The organism is Frankia sp. CeD (assembly GCF_000732115.1).
Classification (GTDB): Bacteria; Actinomycetota; Actinomycetes; order Frankiales; family Frankiaceae; genus Frankia; species Frankia casuarinae.
The window spans coordinates 4,437-20,891 of the sequence record NZ_JPGU01000013.1 but is presented as its reverse complement, the minus strand read 5'-3'; the positions used below and the strand labels follow the sequence as shown (position 1 = coordinate 20,891).

At 69.5% G+C, this 16,455-nt stretch carries 10 protein-coding genes and 2 pseudogenes; 9 read left to right on the top strand and 3 right to left on the bottom strand.

Annotation, left to right across the window (positions count from 1 at the left end; translation table 11 throughout):
• Window positions 1-505: 505 nt before the first annotated feature.
• The gene (locus CED_RS09900) at window positions 506-2,434 is read left to right on the top strand and encodes a PP2C family protein-serine/threonine phosphatase (RefSeq protein WP_035910041.1); all 1,929 of its coding nucleotides are present in this window, start codon (window positions 506-508) and stop codon (window positions 2,432-2,434) included.
• Window positions 2,435-2,480: 46 nt separating this feature from the next.
• Window positions 2,481-3,197 (top strand): DUF4230 domain-containing protein, encoded by a 717-nt coding sequence (locus CED_RS09895; RefSeq protein ID WP_035910039.1) that lies wholly within the window; start codon window positions 2,481-2,483, stop codon window positions 3,195-3,197.
• A 13-nt stretch (window positions 3,198-3,210) separates the two neighbouring features.
• Here the strand turns inward: CED_RS09895 and CED_RS09890 are convergent, their stop codons facing one another.
• Window positions 3,211-6,081 (bottom strand): non-ribosomal peptide synthetase, encoded by a 2,871-nt coding sequence (locus tag CED_RS09890; protein WP_235187000.1) that lies wholly within the window; start codon window positions 6,079-6,081, stop codon window positions 3,211-3,213.
• Window positions 6,082-6,926: 845 nt separating this feature from the next.
• On the opposite strand from CED_RS09890, the gene CED_RS09885 reads away from it, so the two are divergent.
• Window positions 6,927-7,514: an Hsp20/alpha crystallin family protein gene (locus CED_RS09885; RefSeq protein ID WP_051868745.1), complete on the top strand. Its 588-nt coding sequence runs from the start codon at window positions 6,927-6,929 to the stop codon at window positions 7,512-7,514.
• A 108-nt stretch (window positions 7,515-7,622) separates the two neighbouring features.
• On the opposite strand, the gene CED_RS09880 is transcribed toward CED_RS09885, so the two are convergent.
• Window positions 7,623-8,516 carry an exodeoxyribonuclease III gene (locus tag CED_RS09880; RefSeq protein ID WP_035910035.1) on the bottom strand — a complete coding sequence of 298 codons (894 nt, stop codon included), beginning with the start codon at window positions 8,514-8,516 and terminating at the stop codon, window positions 7,623-7,625.
• Window positions 8,517-8,698: 182 nt separating this feature from the next.
• Here CED_RS09880 and CED_RS09875 point away from each other — a divergent pair, with 182 nt between their 5' ends.
• From CED_RS09875 to CED_RS09855, 5 genes and pseudogenes are all read left to right on the top strand, one after another.
• On the top strand, window positions 8,699-9,436 hold the full coding sequence (locus CED_RS09875; RefSeq protein WP_235187007.1) for a dihydrofolate reductase family protein: 738 nt from the start codon (window positions 8,699-8,701) through the stop codon (window positions 9,434-9,436).
• A 60-nt stretch (window positions 9,437-9,496) separates the two neighbouring features.
• Complete coding sequence (locus CED_RS24265; RefSeq protein ID WP_011435628.1) at window positions 9,497-9,712, top strand: hypothetical protein; 216 nt, start codon at window positions 9,497-9,499, stop codon at window positions 9,710-9,712.
• Between the two features lie 191 nt (window positions 9,713-9,903).
• Window positions 9,904-12,579, top strand: a pseudogene (locus CED_RS09865) (ATP-binding cassette domain-containing protein).
• 205 nt (window positions 12,580-12,784) lie between these two features.
• A complete protein-coding gene (locus CED_RS09860) occupies window positions 12,785-14,023 on the top strand; it encodes a glycosyltransferase family 4 protein (RefSeq protein ID WP_011435630.1) in 1,239 nt (412 codons plus the stop codon).
• A 68-nt stretch (window positions 14,024-14,091) separates the two neighbouring features.
• Window positions 14,092-15,033: a dihydroorotate oxidase gene (locus CED_RS09855; protein ID WP_035910030.1), complete on the top strand. Its 942-nt coding sequence runs from the start codon at window positions 14,092-14,094 to the stop codon at window positions 15,031-15,033.
• Between the two features lie 81 nt (window positions 15,034-15,114).
• On the opposite strand, the gene CED_RS09850 is transcribed toward CED_RS09855, so the two are convergent.
• Window positions 15,115-15,666, bottom strand: coding sequence for a DUF3291 domain-containing protein (locus CED_RS09850; protein ID WP_011435632.1), 552 nt, complete (start codon window positions 15,664-15,666; stop codon window positions 15,115-15,117).
• Between the two features lie 515 nt (window positions 15,667-16,181).
• On the opposite strand from CED_RS09850, the pseudogene CED_RS25235 reads away from it, so the two are divergent.
• Window positions 16,182-16,455, top strand: a pseudogene (locus CED_RS25235) (hypothetical protein); the annotation flags it as partial.

The following is a 16,455-nucleotide window of genomic DNA, read 5'->3' as shown; positions in this document are numbered from 1 at the left end:
CCGCGGAGGCCGTCGTGGTCGACCACATGCGCGGCCGCTGGCGGGGTCGGCACCAGCACGGAGGCTGACCGAACTCCCGCGCCGACCGGCGGTACGCACTGGGCGCCGTCGGCACCGGGCACCGCAGCGGCCGGGCCAGTCCCCGGCTCGGGATCCGCCGAGCTCAGCAGGCCTAACGAGCGGACCACGGGCACCGTTCCAGCTCCCGGCACTCCGGAGCGCTCGGTGCCGTGGGAACCCGGAGGTTTCCGCCTCGTCCGAAAGAGTGACGACGTATCGTCATTTTCGCTCATTTCCGACATGTCATCAAACGATCATTGGCGAAAGTCCGGGGCCAGGGCAGGTCCGCGTCGTCGCCGAGGTTTGCGATCATCCGGCGCGGCACAGTCAGTGCGGCGCTCATCGTTCCAGCCGCGAGATGGGGTAGCTGTCGTACGAGCCCCCCGGGGGACCCCACACGTCACCCGACACAACCGGCGCCCGACGGCTGGACGACAATCTTCACATGGGTGAGACGGCTGGCCTTCGGCGTGGCATCCGGGTGCTGACGCTGCTCGCCAGCATCTCGATCATCGTGATGCTGGTGTTGGCCGTGGTCTCCGCCCTGCGGTCACGTCATGCCGCGACGGAGCGGAGCAGGCATCTGGACCCGGCTGCGACCACCACCGCGATGCTCCTGGCCGACTTTGTCGACCAGGAGAATGCTCTGCGTGGCTACATCATCACCCGGGACCGGGGTTTCCTGGTCCCCTACAACGAGTCCGCCAGGTCCATCCCGGTCCTGACGGCACGGCTGGACGCATTGCTGGCCGACTTCCCTGCGCTGCGCGCACAGCACGGGGAAGTCGGCCAGGCGTACCGGGACTGGCGTCGCGAGGTTGTCCGGCCGGAACTGGTCGCGATGGCGAGAGGAGACACCGCCACCGCCCAGGATATCGTGCGCACCAAAGCGCGCCAGGACTTCGACCTGCTGCGCCGCGAGGTCGCGGAGCTCGCCGCGGCGATCGACCGTGAGCAGGTCGAGGCGTCCGGGCGGGTGGAGAGTGCCTCCGTGCTGCTGCTGAGCTCGCTGGCCAGCGCGATGTTTGTCATCCTCGGCTTCCTGCTGACCATTATGATCATCTCGCGGCGATGGCTGCTCCGCCCGATCGGAGCGTTGCAGCGATCCGTCAACGCGGTGGCCGCCGGTCGCTACGACACCCGGATCCCCTCCGTCGGCCCCAAGGAGATCGTGGAGCTGGCCGCCGACGTCGAGACGATGCGCGCCCAGCTGGTGCGGCTCGTCCGCCAGAACGAGCGGTNGNGGGNGGCCCTGNCCCAGCNGGGACCCGCCGTGATCGCACTGCGGGACGCGCTCACGCCCTCGCTCCTGCGGGCCCGCGGCCTGGTCCTGCACGGCCGGGTCGATCCGGCCGAGGGCGAACTTGCCGGGGACTGGTACGACGCCTTCGAGCTGCCCGACGGGCGGGTCGCCGTCGTGGTCGGNGACGTCTCCGGTCATGGAGCCGCGGCCGGGGTCTTCGCGTTGCGGCTCAAGCAACTGCTCGACGCGGCTCTGTCGACGGAGATCGATCCCGGTCGGGCCCTGGAGTGGACGGTGGACAANCTCGGCGAGATCGAGGAGATGTTCGCGACCGCGATCATTGCCGTCGTCGACCCGCGGACCGGGGACCTGTACTACGTCAACGCCGGTCATCCCGACGCGCTCCTGCTGCGCCGGGCGGTGCCCGGGAACCCCGGGAACATGGCGTCGGCGGGCGAGTCGCCCGTGGGCGAGGTGTGGGTGGGTGAGCTGCCCACAGGCAAGGTACCTGCGGACGCGGTGCTTCCCGACGAGGCATCCTCACCCCAGGTACCCGCTCCGACCGCTCACCTGGTCGGACCCCGCGATCCCGCCCGGCCGGGATGCGGCCCCGGTGACGGGGCGGGCGGATCCGTCATGGCGGCTGCTGTTGGATCCGCGCAGGCCGTCGGATCCGCGCAGGCCGTCGGATCGGCCTGCGGGCCGGGGGATGGGGCGAACGGTGCCGGCCCCGGGTCCGGTCGGGTGCCGGGAGCCGGTTCCATCGTCGGTTCCCGGCTGGGAACGGCGCAGGTCGTTCGGCTGCCTCCGACGGGCCCGTTGATGTCGAGCCTGCTCGCGGAGCCCGGGGCGTGGGGAATCCAGACGCTGCGGCTCGAACCGGGCGACGTGCTCTTCGCCTACACCGACGGACTGGTGGAGGCACGTGACGAGGCCGGGCGGCAGTTCGGGCTGCACCGGCTGATCGCCGAGATCCNGCGCGATCCCACGCGCACGCCGGTGGCGCTGCTCGACGACGCCTTCGACGCGGTTCGCCGGTACGCGCCCGGACGGCAGGGCGACGACCGTACGGCGATCATCCTCGCCCGTACCGCCCAGCGTGGCTCCACGATCGCGCCCGGAGAGTCATAGCGGCGACATCGGCGTGGTTGCCGGCCATTTCGGGTAGAAGACGCCCATGAACGACGAGTCCGGCCTGGACCGGCCCACCCGCTCGACCCGGTCTCCGCGATCTTTGCGGTCTCCGTCGTCCCGGCTCAGCCCACTGCGGTTGATCGCCGTCGTCGCCGTCGTCGTGCTCGTCCTCGCCGGCATCGCCCTGGTGGCGGGATGGCGGCCGAGCCTGCCGAACCTGTTCGAGGAGAGGACGGTCGACCGCAGTTCCCCGGCGGTGCTGCGTTCCCTGGAAGAGCTGAGCGACTATCACGCCGCCAGCGCCCACTTCGAGGTGGTGGTCGACCTCGAGAAGGACAGCAAGTGGATCCCTGATGCGCTGCGCGGCGAGCGCACCCTGTTCGTCGGGGTCGGTACCGTCGACTCGGTGATCAATTTTGGTGCGCTCGGCAAGGACGCGGTCACCGTCTCCCCGGACCGTCGTGCGGTCACCATCGAGTTGCCGAACCCGACGCTGTCCAGGCCCGAGCTGGATCTCGACCACAGCTACGTGGTGGCCCGCCAGCGCGGCGCGCTGAACCGCGTCGGCGGGTTGTTCGGTGGGGTCGGCACCGACCAGGAGCTCTACCGGACCGCGTCGGCGCGGATGACCGACGCGGCGAAGACGGACGGTCAGGTGCTCGAGCNGGGCAGNAANAACNCCNCCGCCATGCTGCGCGGTCTACTCGGCGCGCTGGGNTTTACCGACGTCAGGGTGACCTACGCAGCCGACCGCCGCTAGGCGAACGGAGTGCTCAGTCCGTCGCGGTCAGCCTGCCTTCGTCAGCCCGGCGACCTGTCTTCGTCAGCCCGGCGACCACCCGGTCGATCTCGGCCCGGAAATGCTCCGAGATCTTGATGATGTGCGGTTCGCGGAGCAGGTAGAAATGCTCACACGGAACGAAATGGGTGTCATGGCTCCCGGTGAGGAATGCCGACCATGCGTCCTCCGGGTCCGGATTCTCCGCCGATCGGTACACGAGGGTCCGGCCGGGCCATGGCCGCGGTCGGTAGAAACGTTCGAGAAGCCGCCCGTGGTTGAAGAAGACGTCGAACTGCTCGAGCCCGCCGAACTGTACGACCCCGGTGAGCGGAATCTGCACCATTTTCTTGAGGGTCGCCTTGCTGGTGAAGTTCGCCCGCTGTTCCGGTAGCAGCTTCTGGGTGAACCGCGCCAGCCGGCCGCGGTAACCGCGCGCGTGGTCCTCGGCTGCCTTCGACGACCCGGCGGCGCCGCCCGACCCGGCGGCGCCGCCCGACCCGGCGGCGCTACCCGACCCGGCCGACTCGATCCGCAGCGAGGCCGGCAGGTAGGTGTCCATGATGGACAGGAAACCGACCTCCTCTCCCGCGGCGGCGAGCTGCTGGGCGATCTCCATGGCGATCAGGCCACCCAGCGAGTGCCCGGCGAGCAGGTAGGGACCCCGGGGAGCCAGGACGCGGATGATCTCCAGGTGGCGGCGGGCGGTCCGCGCGACGCTCCAGTCCGGGNCGCCCCGCCGCTCCAGCCCATGCGCCTGGAAGGCGTAGACCGGCTGGTCGTCGCCGAGGCGGCGGGCCAGTGAGTGGAAGCCGAGGGCGAGCGCGCCGGCCCCGGCGAAGCAGAACAGCGGCGGCCGCGAGCCGGTGGTGCGCAGGGGGACGACGGTGGGGTGTCGCGGACCCGACTGCTGCGCGAGTGACAGCGCGCGGGCGAACTCGCCCAGCGTCGGCGCGTCGACCAGCGCCGATGACGGCATGGTGATCCCGAGCTTCTCCGCGACCAGGGTGAGCAGCTCGTTCGCGGCCAGGGAGTCGCCGCCGAGCTCCATGAAGTCGTCCCCGATGCCGACCTCCTCGAGATCGAGGACCCGCGTCCAGATGTCGGCGACGACGATCTCCCACTGCGTTCTCGGCCGGGCGGAGACGGCCGGGGCCTCCGGCGGGGGCGGCAGCGCGCCCCGGTCCACCTTGCCGCGTTCGTTGCGGGGCAGTTCCGCCAGGGGGATGATCGTCGTCGGGACCATCCAGACCGGCAGCTTCTCGCGTAGCCTCCGCCGGATTCGGACCGGGGACAGGGTGTTGCCGTGTACCGCCGGCACGACATAGGCGACCAGCCGGTTCCGCGCCGAAGGATGCGCGACGGCGGTGACGACCGCCTCGGCGATCTCCGCGGAGCTCAGCAGCGCCGCCTCCACCTCGCTCGGTTCGACGAGATAGCCGCGGATCTTCACCGCCGCGTCCCGGCGGCCGAGCAGGATCAGCGTGCCGTTGGGTTCGAACCGGCCGACGTCGCCGGTCCGGCAGGTGGTCCGGCCATCGGTGAGCGGGGTGAAGCGGGACGTCGTCATCTCCGCGTTCCCCCAGTACCCGGCCGACAGGTAGGCCGAGGTGACCTCCACGTCGCCTACCTCGCCGGGATCGGCGGGCGTGCCGTCCTCGCGACGCAGTACCACCTCCTTGCCGGTCGCCGGCAGGCCGGCGGGTACCGTGCCCGCGGGCGGCTGCGTGCCCGGCGGGACCTCGAAGAAGCCGAGGGATGCGATCTCGGAGGCACCGGACCAGTTCACGTAGGTACACGCCGGTGGCACGTGCGGCCGCAGCGCCGTGATGTCGCGTCCGTAGACGGCCTCCCCGCACGTGGTCACGATCCGCAGGTCGGCGAGGACCTGGTCCGGTTCGAGCGAGCCGACGAGGGAGCGCAGCAGAGACGGAGTGGTCTGCAGCGCGGTCAGGTGCTGCGAGGAGATCCAGTCGGCGAGGCCGCTCAGGCCCGCCGCCCGTGGATCATAGGCATACACCCCGGCCCCGTTGNGTAGACCGAACACCACCACGGTGATGCCGGCGGCGNACGAGTACGGCAGCACGAGGGCCAGCCGGTCGCCCGGCGCGAAACCGAGACGTTCGGCGCCGGCGTAGGCGTCGCACAGGAACGTGCCGTTTGTCCACACCACGCCCTTAGGCGCGCCGGTCGAACCGGAGGTGAACACGATGCAGGCCGGATCGTCGACCAGCGGCTGCGGCCACCAGACCGCGTCCGCGCCGTTTGCCGCGATCCACCGGGCGCCGTCCGCGGCCGCCGCGGCGAGGTCCAGGACGTGGCGGGGGNCGCCCCCNGCCNGCGCGGCGNGCAGGGCGNCCGGNTTCACGCTGGATTCGGCCGTGGCGTTCGAACCGTTGGTCCCCACCGGCCGCAGGCCCACCGTCGAGCGGGCCACGGAACTGTCGCCCAGGTCGGTCAGCAGGGCCACGCAGCCGGCCTGCCGAACGATCTGCGCCATCCGCTCGGCGGGCACCATCGGATCCAGCGGGACGACCGGGCGTCCGGTTTTCAGTACGCCCAGTACGCCCAGCAGGCCGGCCACGCTGTGCGGCAGCAGGGTCGCGACCGGACCGTCCTCGTTCGCGTCGAGGCGGCCGAGGACCGCCATCGCGATGTCATCGGTCCGGCGATCAGCCTCGGCGAAGGTCATGACGACGCCGGGCGAGACCAGCGCGGGTGTATCGGGCAGGTGCGTGGCGACCTCCCGGAACCGGCTGACCACCGAGGCCGGCAGGTCGTCGAAGTGCAACGCCGGGAAGAACGCGCCACCTTCAGGCGTCGCGACCGCAAGGGACGCGCGCCGACCGCTTTCGTTCAAAGCCACTCCCTCGTCCTGTCCTCTCTCGGCGTCATCGGCTCACAGCGGATGACGATGATCTTGTATCCTCGCCGGTCCTCATCTCGTCAACCGGATGCGGCTGGTTACCCCTGATCGGGGGGCGGACCTCGAATCCCGTATGGTCACGGATGCGCCGGGGCCGGGGCCGGTGCCGGGTGGCTGCGCGATGGGACGGGCCGTTTGTGGTAACTCCGTCCAACAATCTCGTACGGTGCTGCCTCGTACGGTGCTGCAACCGTTCGCTCGTGGTACACGAACAGCCTCCCCAACACGCAGTCCGGTATGGCGCGTGCGACTTTATNCCACGGTGCTGTGGCTATCTTGTGGTCACTCCCGGTAACCCTCACTCAAGGGGTAGTTTGTCGGTGGTAATCGGGCTTCGGGTATGTACGGCGCAAACGATTTGCCGTGATCCCGGACTAATTTGATCCCGGGTCGGCGGTTCGGCTGATGGTGCCCGGATCCGGTGCCGCCATTCCGCGGTGTCACGGTGTCACGGCGGCCCGGAGCCCGCGGCGGCCCGGCGCCCGCGGCGTCACGGCGGCCCGGAGCCCGCGGCGGGCCGGAGCCGGGGCCCCGCCGCCCGGCCGCCCGGGGTCGGCCGCTGCGACCGTTCGCCGTTTCGGTGTTCTGTCTCACATCCAACAAATTCCTTACCCCCGCTTGCAACAGCAAGGTTGAGCGCCTTAGACTCATGAACTGTGAGAGCGGGAGGCAATCGAACCGAAGGTGATCCACCCAGGGAGCGCCTGAGGCGCGGGAGCGTCCCGATCGGCATCGATGTACAGAGATCGGCCCTAGAAAGATCAATCTTTTGGAGGGGGAGCATCGTGAGCACCTACCTGTGGGACCCGTTTGCCTCGCTGGGGCGTATGGACCGGGAGTTCGACGAGATCGTTNGGCGTGTCTGGGGCCCGCGGCGTCCGGTGCTTACCGGACGGTCGTCGGTCACCGAGTTCGCCGTCCCGTCGGCTGATGTGGTTACTGAGGGAGCGGATGTACTGATCAACCTCGAGCTGCCCGGGGTCGATGTCGAGCGGGACGTCGCGGTCGAGATCGACCGGGGCCGCCTGGTCGTCCGCGGGAAGCGTGCGGCCGGCAGCGAGAGTGAGCACGCCGGTCGCGTACACCGCGAGCGCTGGCACGGTTCCTTCCGCCGGGAGTTCAGGCTTCCCGAGGGCGTGGAGGCGCAGCGGATCTCGGCCACTTACGACCGGGGCATCCTGACGGTCCGTCTCGTCGGCGCGGCGGCGGAGCCCAAGGCGACCCGGATCGAGATCACCCCAGTCGTCGGCGACGCCCGGCCGGCCGAGGTCGTCGAGGGGGGCTCCCCGGGGCTGCCGGCGGAATCAGCGGAGTCCGCGANGCCGCGGTCCGCCGAGCCGGCCACGCCGGCCGCAGCCGGTTCCACCGCCTGAGGACCGCACCCGGCGTGCGGACGCCGACGTCCGCACGCCGGGCAGCGGTTCCCTCGCGCCGGGCGGCCTACCCCGCTGGACCGGTCGATCCTGCCGGGACCGCCCGGCTCAGCGGCGGCGCGGTCCGGTGCCGGTGGAGGAGGTCCGTCCCGGGGCGGACTGTCCGGCCGAGCTGCCACTCGACGGAGGCGGCACCATCGGCCCGATGTCGCCGTCCGGCGCGGTGTCCAGATCGACGATGACGGGAGCGTGGTCGCTCGNCCCGACNCCTTTGCGGGCCGCCCGGTCCACCCAGACCGCGCGCACGCGGCCCGCCACGTCGGCGGTCGCCAGAGCCAGGTCGATGCGCATCCCGAGGTTCTTCGGGAAACACAGCTGGCGGTAGTCCCAGTAGGTGTAGACGACGTCGTCGGGCCAGCGGGCCCGCAGCACATCGATGAGCCCGGCGTCGACGAGTTCCGCGAGTGCCGCGCGTTCCGCCGGGGTGACGTGGGTGGCGCCCTCGAACTGGGTGATGTCCCAGACGTCAACGTCCGTTGGCGCGATGTTGAAATCACCCAACGTCATCACCGCGCCCTGGGTCGTGGCCTCGGCCACCACCTCGCGCAGCGCGGCGAGCCAGGCCAGCTTGTAGGCGTAATGAGGGTCGTCGATGGTCCGGCCGTTGGGCACGTACAGCGACCAGATCCGGATGCCGCCGCAGGTCGCGGCGATGGCGCGAGGCTCGGGACCGGGAAAGCCCGGATCGCCCGGAAGACCCCGCGCGACGTCGTCGAGGGTATCCCGCGACAGAATCGCCACGCCGTTCCACCGGCCGTCGCCGTGATGGGCGACCCGGTAGCCCCGGCGAAACAGATCCTCGTCGAACAGCTCCAGGAAGGCGTCGTCCGCCAGCTTCGTCTCCTGCAGGCACACCACATCCGGCTCGGCCCGGTCGAGCCATTCGATCAGGCGGGCCTGCCGAGCCTTCGCAGAGTTGATGTTCCACGTTGCGATCCGCACATCTGTTGACGGTAGTCCCACGGTCCGACAGGTCTGCCGGGCATGTCGGGTCTGGGATGATGGTCGTCATGGGAATGAGCCGGCGTGTCGACGATGACACTGTCGACAGTGTCATCGTCGACAATGACACTGTGGGCCAAGGCGCTGTTGCTGGCCGGCCGTACGTCATCTGCAGCTGCGCGATGTCGTTGGATGGGCACATCGACGACAGCTCGGCTGAGCGGATGATCCTCTCCAGTGCCGCCGATCTCGACCGGGTGGACGAGGTGCGTGCCGGCTGTGACGCGATCCTCGTCGGCGCGGCCACTGTCCGGCGGGACAATCCCCGTCTCGCCGTGCGCGCGCAGCACCGTCGGGTGGCGCGAGAGGCGGCCGGACGCCCGCCCACGCCGATCAAGGTCGTGCTGTCCGGCGGGGGAGACCTCGATCCGAGCGCTCGGCTGTTCACCGCCGACCCGGTCGAGACGATCATCTACCGTCGGGCTGGATCATCGTTGGCGATCGCCGAGCCGACCTCGTCTCCCGAGCCGACCTCGTCTCCCGAGCCGTCGACGCCGCAATCGGCGCCGGCTGCGATCCGCACCGCGCCCGCTACCCGCGCCGCGCGCGTCATCCTGGTCGAACTCCCCGGTCGGCCCCGGGTCGAGGTCGCCGCCATCCTGACCGATCTCGCCCGGCGTGGCGTCCGTCGGCTGCTGGTGGAGGGTGGTACCTCGCTGCATACGGCCTTCCTCACCGCCGGCCTGGTCGACGAGCTGCATCTCACCGTCGCCCCGTTCTTCGTCGGCGAGCGCGATGCGCCGACCTTCGTGGGACCGGGGGTCTTCCCCAACGACGTCCACTCGCCCCTTCGCCTTGCCGAGGTCCGACAACTCGACGATGTGGTTTTTCTTCGGTATCTGGCACCGACGTCTCACTAAGCGCCGTGGTCCGGCGGCTCGATCGCTTCCGGGCCGGCGCGGATCAGCAACGCCGGCCAGGTGGCAGGCTTTCGCCCCCATCGCGGNGACGTCGTCGGCTGGGCCCAGGCCGCCGATCGGACGATGCACGCGGTCGTCTGGCGGGGTCGGAGGATCATCGATCTTGGGACGCTGGGCGGCCGCGGCAGCCTGGCGACGGCGGTCAACAACCGCGGTCAGGCCGTCGGTTCCGCCCGCCTGCCCGACGGCGGCACCCGTGCGGCCCGCTGGAACTGATTCGATTTCCACCACCCGCCCACCACATTTCCTCGTTCCCCGGACCGGTCGGTGTCCGGGTCCAGCACGCTCCAACCCGTCGTGGCCCGTCTCATGGCCGTCAGCTTTCGGACATGTTGCGGAAGGGGCAGGAAAATTCCCTCTGTACAGGCACACTATGGTGCGTCTGGCGATCGAAGGAGCGAGGGAGAGTGCTGGTGGTTCCGACCCCGCTTCATGTCACCACCCCCGCGGGGGAGGTGACGCTCACCGGAGACAAGCCGGTCGTGGTGGGGCGGGCCCGTGCGGCCGACATTGTGATCAACGATGGCCGGGTGTCGCGCCGGCATCTGGTGCTGCATCCCGACGTCGGCGGATGGCGGATCGAGGACATCAGCGCCAACGGTCTGTGGCGGGATGGCTGCCGTGTGGGCGGTCTCGCCGTCTCCGGGGAGCTTCGGCTCCGGCTCGGCGCGGTGGACGGACCCGAGGTGGTGCTCGTNCCGCGNCCGGCCCCGCCGATGATCCCGCCGACCGCGCCGACCCACAGCCCGGGCGGGGCGCCCATCCCCCTTGCCGGCCCGTCGCCCTCGTCTTGGCCGTCGCCGTCGCTGCCATCGCCGCCGGGCGCGGCGGTGCCGGGCATGGAATGGTGGTCCGAACCGGCGCCGGGCGCTGCGTCGGCGCCCGTCCCGTCGGCGCCCGCGCAGTCGGGCGGGCCCGACCCGGCCGTGGGGCAGGCGACGATGGTGCACGACCGGCGGCGCGTGTATCCGCTGACGATCGGACGGGTGCGGATGGGCCGCTCCCGCGACAACGACATCAACGTGGGCGACCTGCTTGCCTCCCGCCATCACGCCGAGCTGCATATCTCGGTGGCCGGCGTCGAGCTCATCGACCTCGCCTCCGCCAACGGCACCTTCGTCAACGGCCACCGGGTCACCCGGGCACGGGTGATACAACGCGACATCATCGCCATCGGCCATCATCTGTTCCAGCTCGAGGGAAACTCGCTCGTCGAATACGTCGACTCCGGTGACGTGGCCTTCGAGGCGCAGGCGCTGTCGGTGTGGGCCGGCACCAAGCAGCTCATGCACGACATGACCTTCCGGCTGCCGGGCCGTTCCCTGCTCGGTGTCGTCGGACCGAGCGGGGCCGGCAAGTCCACGCTGCTCAACGCTCTCACCGGCTTCCGACCGGCGGACCAGGGATCGGTGATCTACGCGGGACGTGACCTCTACGCCGAGTACGACGAGTTGCGACGCCGGATCGGGTACGTGCCGCAGGCCGACCCGCTGCATGACCAGCTGACCGTGCGTGAGGCTCTGGTATACGGCTCGGAACTGCNTTTCCCCGCCGACACCACCGCCAAGGAGCGGCGGGCCCGGGNGGNGGNGGNCATCGGCCNGCTTGGACTGACCGCGCACGCCGACACACCGGTCTCCCGGCTCTCCGGCGGCCAGAAGAAGCGCACCAGCGTCGCGCTGGAGCTGCTCACCCGGCCCTCTTTGCTGTTCCTGGACGAGCCGACCTCCGGTCTGGACCCGGCCAATGACCAGTCCGTGATGGAAACCCTGCGGGGCCTGGCGAAGGGCGGCGGCGCCGGCTCCGGCGACGAGACCGGCCGGACCGTCATCGTCGTCACCCACAGTGTGCTGTTCCTGGACCTGTGCGACTTCATCCTCGTGCTCGCGCCCGGCGGGCACGTGGCCTACTTCGGGCCGGCGGATGGGGCGCTGCGCTTCTTCGGCAAGGAGGACTTCCGCGAGTTCGCGGCGGTGTTCCGCGAGCTCGAGGCCACTCCGGGCGAGGAGATGGCGGAGCGGTTCCGGGACTCGGAGTTCTTCGTACCCTCCGCGATCGTGGCGCCCGCGGTGCGCAAGGCACCGCCGGAGCTGCCCAGCGTGCGCCAGCAGCCGGTCCGGGCCCAGCTCGCGACGCTGACTCGACGGTACTGGCGGGTCGTGCTCGCCGACCGGTCGTACTTACGGCTGATCATCGCCTTCCCGTTCCTGCTCGGCGTCGTCCCGCAGGTGATCCGCGCCCCGGACGGGCTGCGTGCGTTACCCCAGGCACCGAACACCGACGCGACGAAGGTCCTCCTCGTTCTGGTGCTGTGTGCCTGTTTCATGGGCATGGCCAACTCGGTCCGGGAGATCGTCAAGGAGCGGCCGATCTACCGGCGGGAANGCACGATCGGGCTGTCCCGCACCGCCTACCTTGGATCGAAGATCATTCTGCTGACCGGGATCACCACCGCCCAGTGTCTTGTCTTCACCCTGATCGGGCTGGTGGGCCGGACCCCGCCGAGGGCGGTCGTGCTCGGCTCGCCGGTGCTGGAGTGTCTGATCGCGGTGGGGGTCGCGGCGCTCGCCTCGATGATGATCGGTCTGCTGGTCTCGACGCTGATCGACAACGCGGACAAGACCATGCCGATCCTGGTCCTGGTCACGATGGGTCAGCTGGTGTTCTCCGGGGGACTGACCTCGCTGGTCGGGCGTCCCGTGCTGGCGCAGATCAGCCTGCTCGTCCCGGCTCGCTGGGGGTTCGCGGCCCTGGCGTCCACGGACGATCTCAACGACGTCAGCAAGTTCGGTAACGAGACCCTGCGGACCGACCCGACCGACGGGCTGTGGAAGCACAGCGTGACGATCTGGGTCCTCGACATCGTGATCTGCGTGCTGATCGGTGTCGTGGCACTGATCCTCACTGCCGTCATGCTGCNCCGGATCGAACCGAAGGTCACCCGGCCGACGGGTGCCGGGCCAGGGCCGGCCACTGGTCCGGGTTCGGGTTCGGGAGGGTTGTCGGGTCCGCGGCTGTATGGCACCGGGGTTCCCCCGGCGCACGGTTCCAGGACCGGTCGGTCCATGCCGCTGCGCGGCTGAGCGGTCAGTCCTCCCCGTAGCCCACGCCCCGGNGCAGGTATCCCGGCGATCTCCCTCGCGAGCCGGGCCGTGAGGGGGACCGCTATGCCCCTATATGTGGGTCGACGTGGCGCGAGTGGCCGCAAATCCAAAACCCCCCGCAGCGACCGGTTATCGTAGCGATAAGGTGAGCCGACCGAAGTTCGCTCGCGGTGGGGGATTGGGTATGGAGATCGTCTTCTTGTGCGAGCAGTATCCGCCGATCATCTGGGACGGGGCGGGAGTCTACACACACGACATCGCTCACGCCCTGGTCGCGCTCGGTCATCGGGTTCATATCCTTTGCGCCCAGGGGCGCTACCGCACGGACGAAGATCATGACGGAGTGATGGTGCACCGGCGGCCGCTCCTGCGGTTGCCCGTCACCAGGTTTCTCGGTCCGCTCGGCCGGTCGTTTCAGGGGGAGAACCATCCTCGCGATTCGCTCTCCCTGCGGTTCGTTCTCGCGGTCTCCTATGCTTTTTGGCTGCGTCGTCTCGGTCTGCGTCCCGACGTGATCGAGACTCAGGACGGCGAGACCCGGGGCCTGCGTACCGCCCTGCGCCGCGATATTCCCCTCGTGATCCACCTGCACACCCCGACGATGATGGACGTGCGTCTGCGGGACGGCCGGCTGCACGGCAGGGGCGCGGTGGCCGACCGGATCGACCGGTTCTCCGCGCTGCGCGCCGACGCGCGCACCGCTCCCTCCGAGCTGATCGTCACCACGCTGCGCGGTTTCGGCTGGCTGGATAAGGACACCGACGCGGACGTCATTCCTTACCCGTTCGACCGGTCCCCGTACATGGAGGTGGCTTCGCCCCGGCACACCGACCCGACGTTGCTCGTCGTCGGACGGCTCGAATGGCGCAAGGGGCTGGACGTCCTGATCGAGGCGGCCGCGCTGCTGAAGAAACGGGGTGTCGAGGTAACGGTGGTCTTCGCCGGTCAGTCCTCGGGCACGATCGAGGGCGTGGCGACCGGGACCTGGCTGGAGCAGCAGGCGGTCAAACTCGGCGTCACCTGCCGTTTCGCCGGCCACCTGACCCGTCCCGAGCTGGTCAAGGCCTATGAGGAGGCACGGGTGGTCGTCGTGCCGAGCCGGTTCGAGAGCTTCTCCATCGCGGGTCTCGAAGGAATGGCCTCGGGACGCCCGGTCGTCGCGACCGCGACGACCGGGGTGGCCACCTGGGTGGCGAAATGGAAGGGCGGCACGGTCGTTCCGCCGGAGGACGCCCCCGCACTCGCCGACGCCCTGGAACCTTTCCTCACCGACCCGGAGCTCGCGGAGACGGTGGGTGCCCGCGGTCGGGTCGGCACCGCCGAGCTCGAGCCGCTGCGTATCGCCGCCCTGCGGGAGAAGGTCTACCAGAAGGCCATCGACCGTTTGCGGGCGCGCCACGGAAAAACCTCCGCCGTGGCATGAGGGTAGCGACCCGGATCATCGATTGCCGGTCACGAACCTGATCCAGGCGAAAACCCTAGGGTAGGGTCATGAGCGGTCTGTGCGGTGTCTCCCTGGAACATCCGATCATGAACGCGGCTGGCACCTGCAAGACCGCCGAGGATGTCGAGACGTTCGCCCGGTCGGCGGTCTCGATGATCGTCGTTGGTTCGATTACCCGGGAACCGCGGTCAGGTAACTCCGGCAACGTCTACTGGCCCGGCCGGGTCTACTCGTTGAACGCGCTCGGGCTTCCCAACCGCGGGCTGGACTACTATGCCGCGCATCTGCCCGGTATGGTGCGGCGCGCTCACCGGGCGGGCAAGCCGTTGACCGTCAGCGTCGCCGGGTTCGGTGTTGACGAGTACCGCGAGATCTCCGCGGTCGTGGCGCGGACCGGGGTCGACCTGATCGAACTGAACCTGGCCTGCCCGAACGTCTGGGACGGCGGAACGCAGAAACGCATCGCCTGCTTCGATCCCGGGCACACCGCGACGATCTGCACGGCGGTGGGCGACACGCTGGTGGCGCAGGCTGGTGCCGATCCGGCCCNACGCGTCCCCTACGGAGTCAAGATCTCGCCGTTCTCCGATCCGTCGGCCCTGGTGGAGCTCGCAACGGTGATCGATGAGGTTGCCGCGCGTCCCGGTGGCCCGCGGTTTGTCACGGCGGTGAACACCTTCCCCAACGCCTTCGCCGTTGACGATGCGCACCGACCAGTCGTCGACGTCGAGCTCGCCGGTATGAGCGGGCCGGCGCTCAAGCCCGTCGGGCTCGGTCAGGTGCGCCAGCTACGCCGCCTGCTCCCGGAGAGTGTGGACATCATCGGGGTTGGGGGTGTGACCGGCGGTCGTGACGTCGCCGACTACCTGCTGGCCGGGGCCACCGCGGTCCAGGCCGCCACCGCGTTCTGGAACCGTGCGGAGGATCCGGCCGTCTTCGGTGCCATTCTGTCCGACTGGATCGACCACACCGACCCGGCCGTCCCCTGAAAAGGGTTTCATGCGTGTTTTCCGTATATCTTCCCGACATATTTTTTTCACGTCCTCGGCACGGGAGCCTGTCGCGCCGGATCAGCCTCCGGCTGCCGCGTTTCTCGGTGCCGCTCGGCCCGGCTGCTCGGCGGTGTTCTCCGGGCCGTTTCCCGGGACCAGGGAGATCCGCCGGTCCGGCGGTGGAAACGTCAGCCGGAACGTGAAGGCGGTGGCGGTCGGGCCGTGGGCCCGCAGGTGACGAACCCGGTCCTCGGCCTCGTCCGTCCCCGGCCGATGCCCGGCGGGTACCCACCACAGGGCGTTGGTCGTCCGCTGGATGGGATGAAACCACTCGCGCCGACGGTGTAGGAACGCCCCGTGGCCGCTATGGAAGACGAAGTTGGCCAGTGCCTCCACCGACTCCCACACGGTCAGGTTCACGATGATCGCATGGTCGCCGTCGCCCTCCCACACGAACGTGCGCACGGCGGTGTCGCCATCCTCGGGCCGCGGGCGCCAGACGACACCAGACTGCCGGTCGCCGAGCGTGTTGGTGGGGGTGAGACCGGCGACGAAGTCGGTCAGCGCGGAGGAGCCGGGCGGCGCGAGCAGTCGGGCGATGTTCACCTGGGCCAGATGGTAACCCGTCATGAAGGCAGCCTAGGGAGGTTGTCGCGCCGCCGCCAGGAATATCGGTCAATTACCGGTCGATCATGATCGGCGAGTCGGCGGGTGCAATTTCTACCANTTTTTCGATGCCGATCGNAACAGCCAGCNAACAGTANCCCCGCCACGAACGGGCCGGCTGATGCCGATGCCTCCCGATCGGCGCCCCATCGTGGGGCTGTCAGATGATCCGTCAGGTGGTGTCGCCGTCGAGGACTCCGCTGGAGCCACCCGGATGGACTCACCCGAGTCGATCATGCGCGCCTCCCACCTATTGGCAACGGCGACGCTACTCTCCGTAGTCGGAGGTGCCGGGAGGGGAAGATCCCAGGATCCCGGGGCGGGCTGTGTCACTTACGTGGAAGCGCGTTTCTCCGCGGAAATCAGCCTGAGTGCGGATCGCTCGAGCTCGGCCGGTGATCCAATTTCGGTTCTCGCTGGCCGAAATGGCCTCCACCGCCGGCAGTATTTGGTCATTTTCTATTAGCCATGGGGGAATCATGGGAAGTTCCGCAAGGAGAAAAGCCGCAGTTGTCGCTCTGTCCACGACGGCGGCTCTGGTCGTCGCCGCGGGGCCCGCGGCCACGAGCGCGTTGGCCTTCGATGGTCACGACGGCCCGAAGGACAAGCACGTCACCAAGCACGTCGTCAAGGAGCACTGGACCAAGATTCGCTGGGAGAAGGAGAGCTGGGACAAGAAGGTCTGGGAGGCCAAGGACAAGAAGGGCCGGGACGACAAGGACAAGAAGGACTGGGACGGTAAGGACAAGAAGG

Excerpts from the sequence above, each read along its gene's own strand:
- CED_RS09850 (WP_011435632.1), bottom strand. The coding sequence starts at position 15,666 with ATGACGGGTTACCATCTGGCCCAGGTGAACATCGCCCGACTGCTCGCG.
- CED_RS09875 (WP_235187007.1), top strand. The coding sequence starts at position 8,699 with ATGTCGTTGGATGGGCACATCGACGACAGCTCGGCTGAGCGGATGATC.
- CED_RS09860 (WP_011435630.1), top strand. The coding sequence starts at position 12,785 with ATGGAGATCGTCTTCTTGTGCGAGCAGTATCCGCCGATCATCTGGGAC.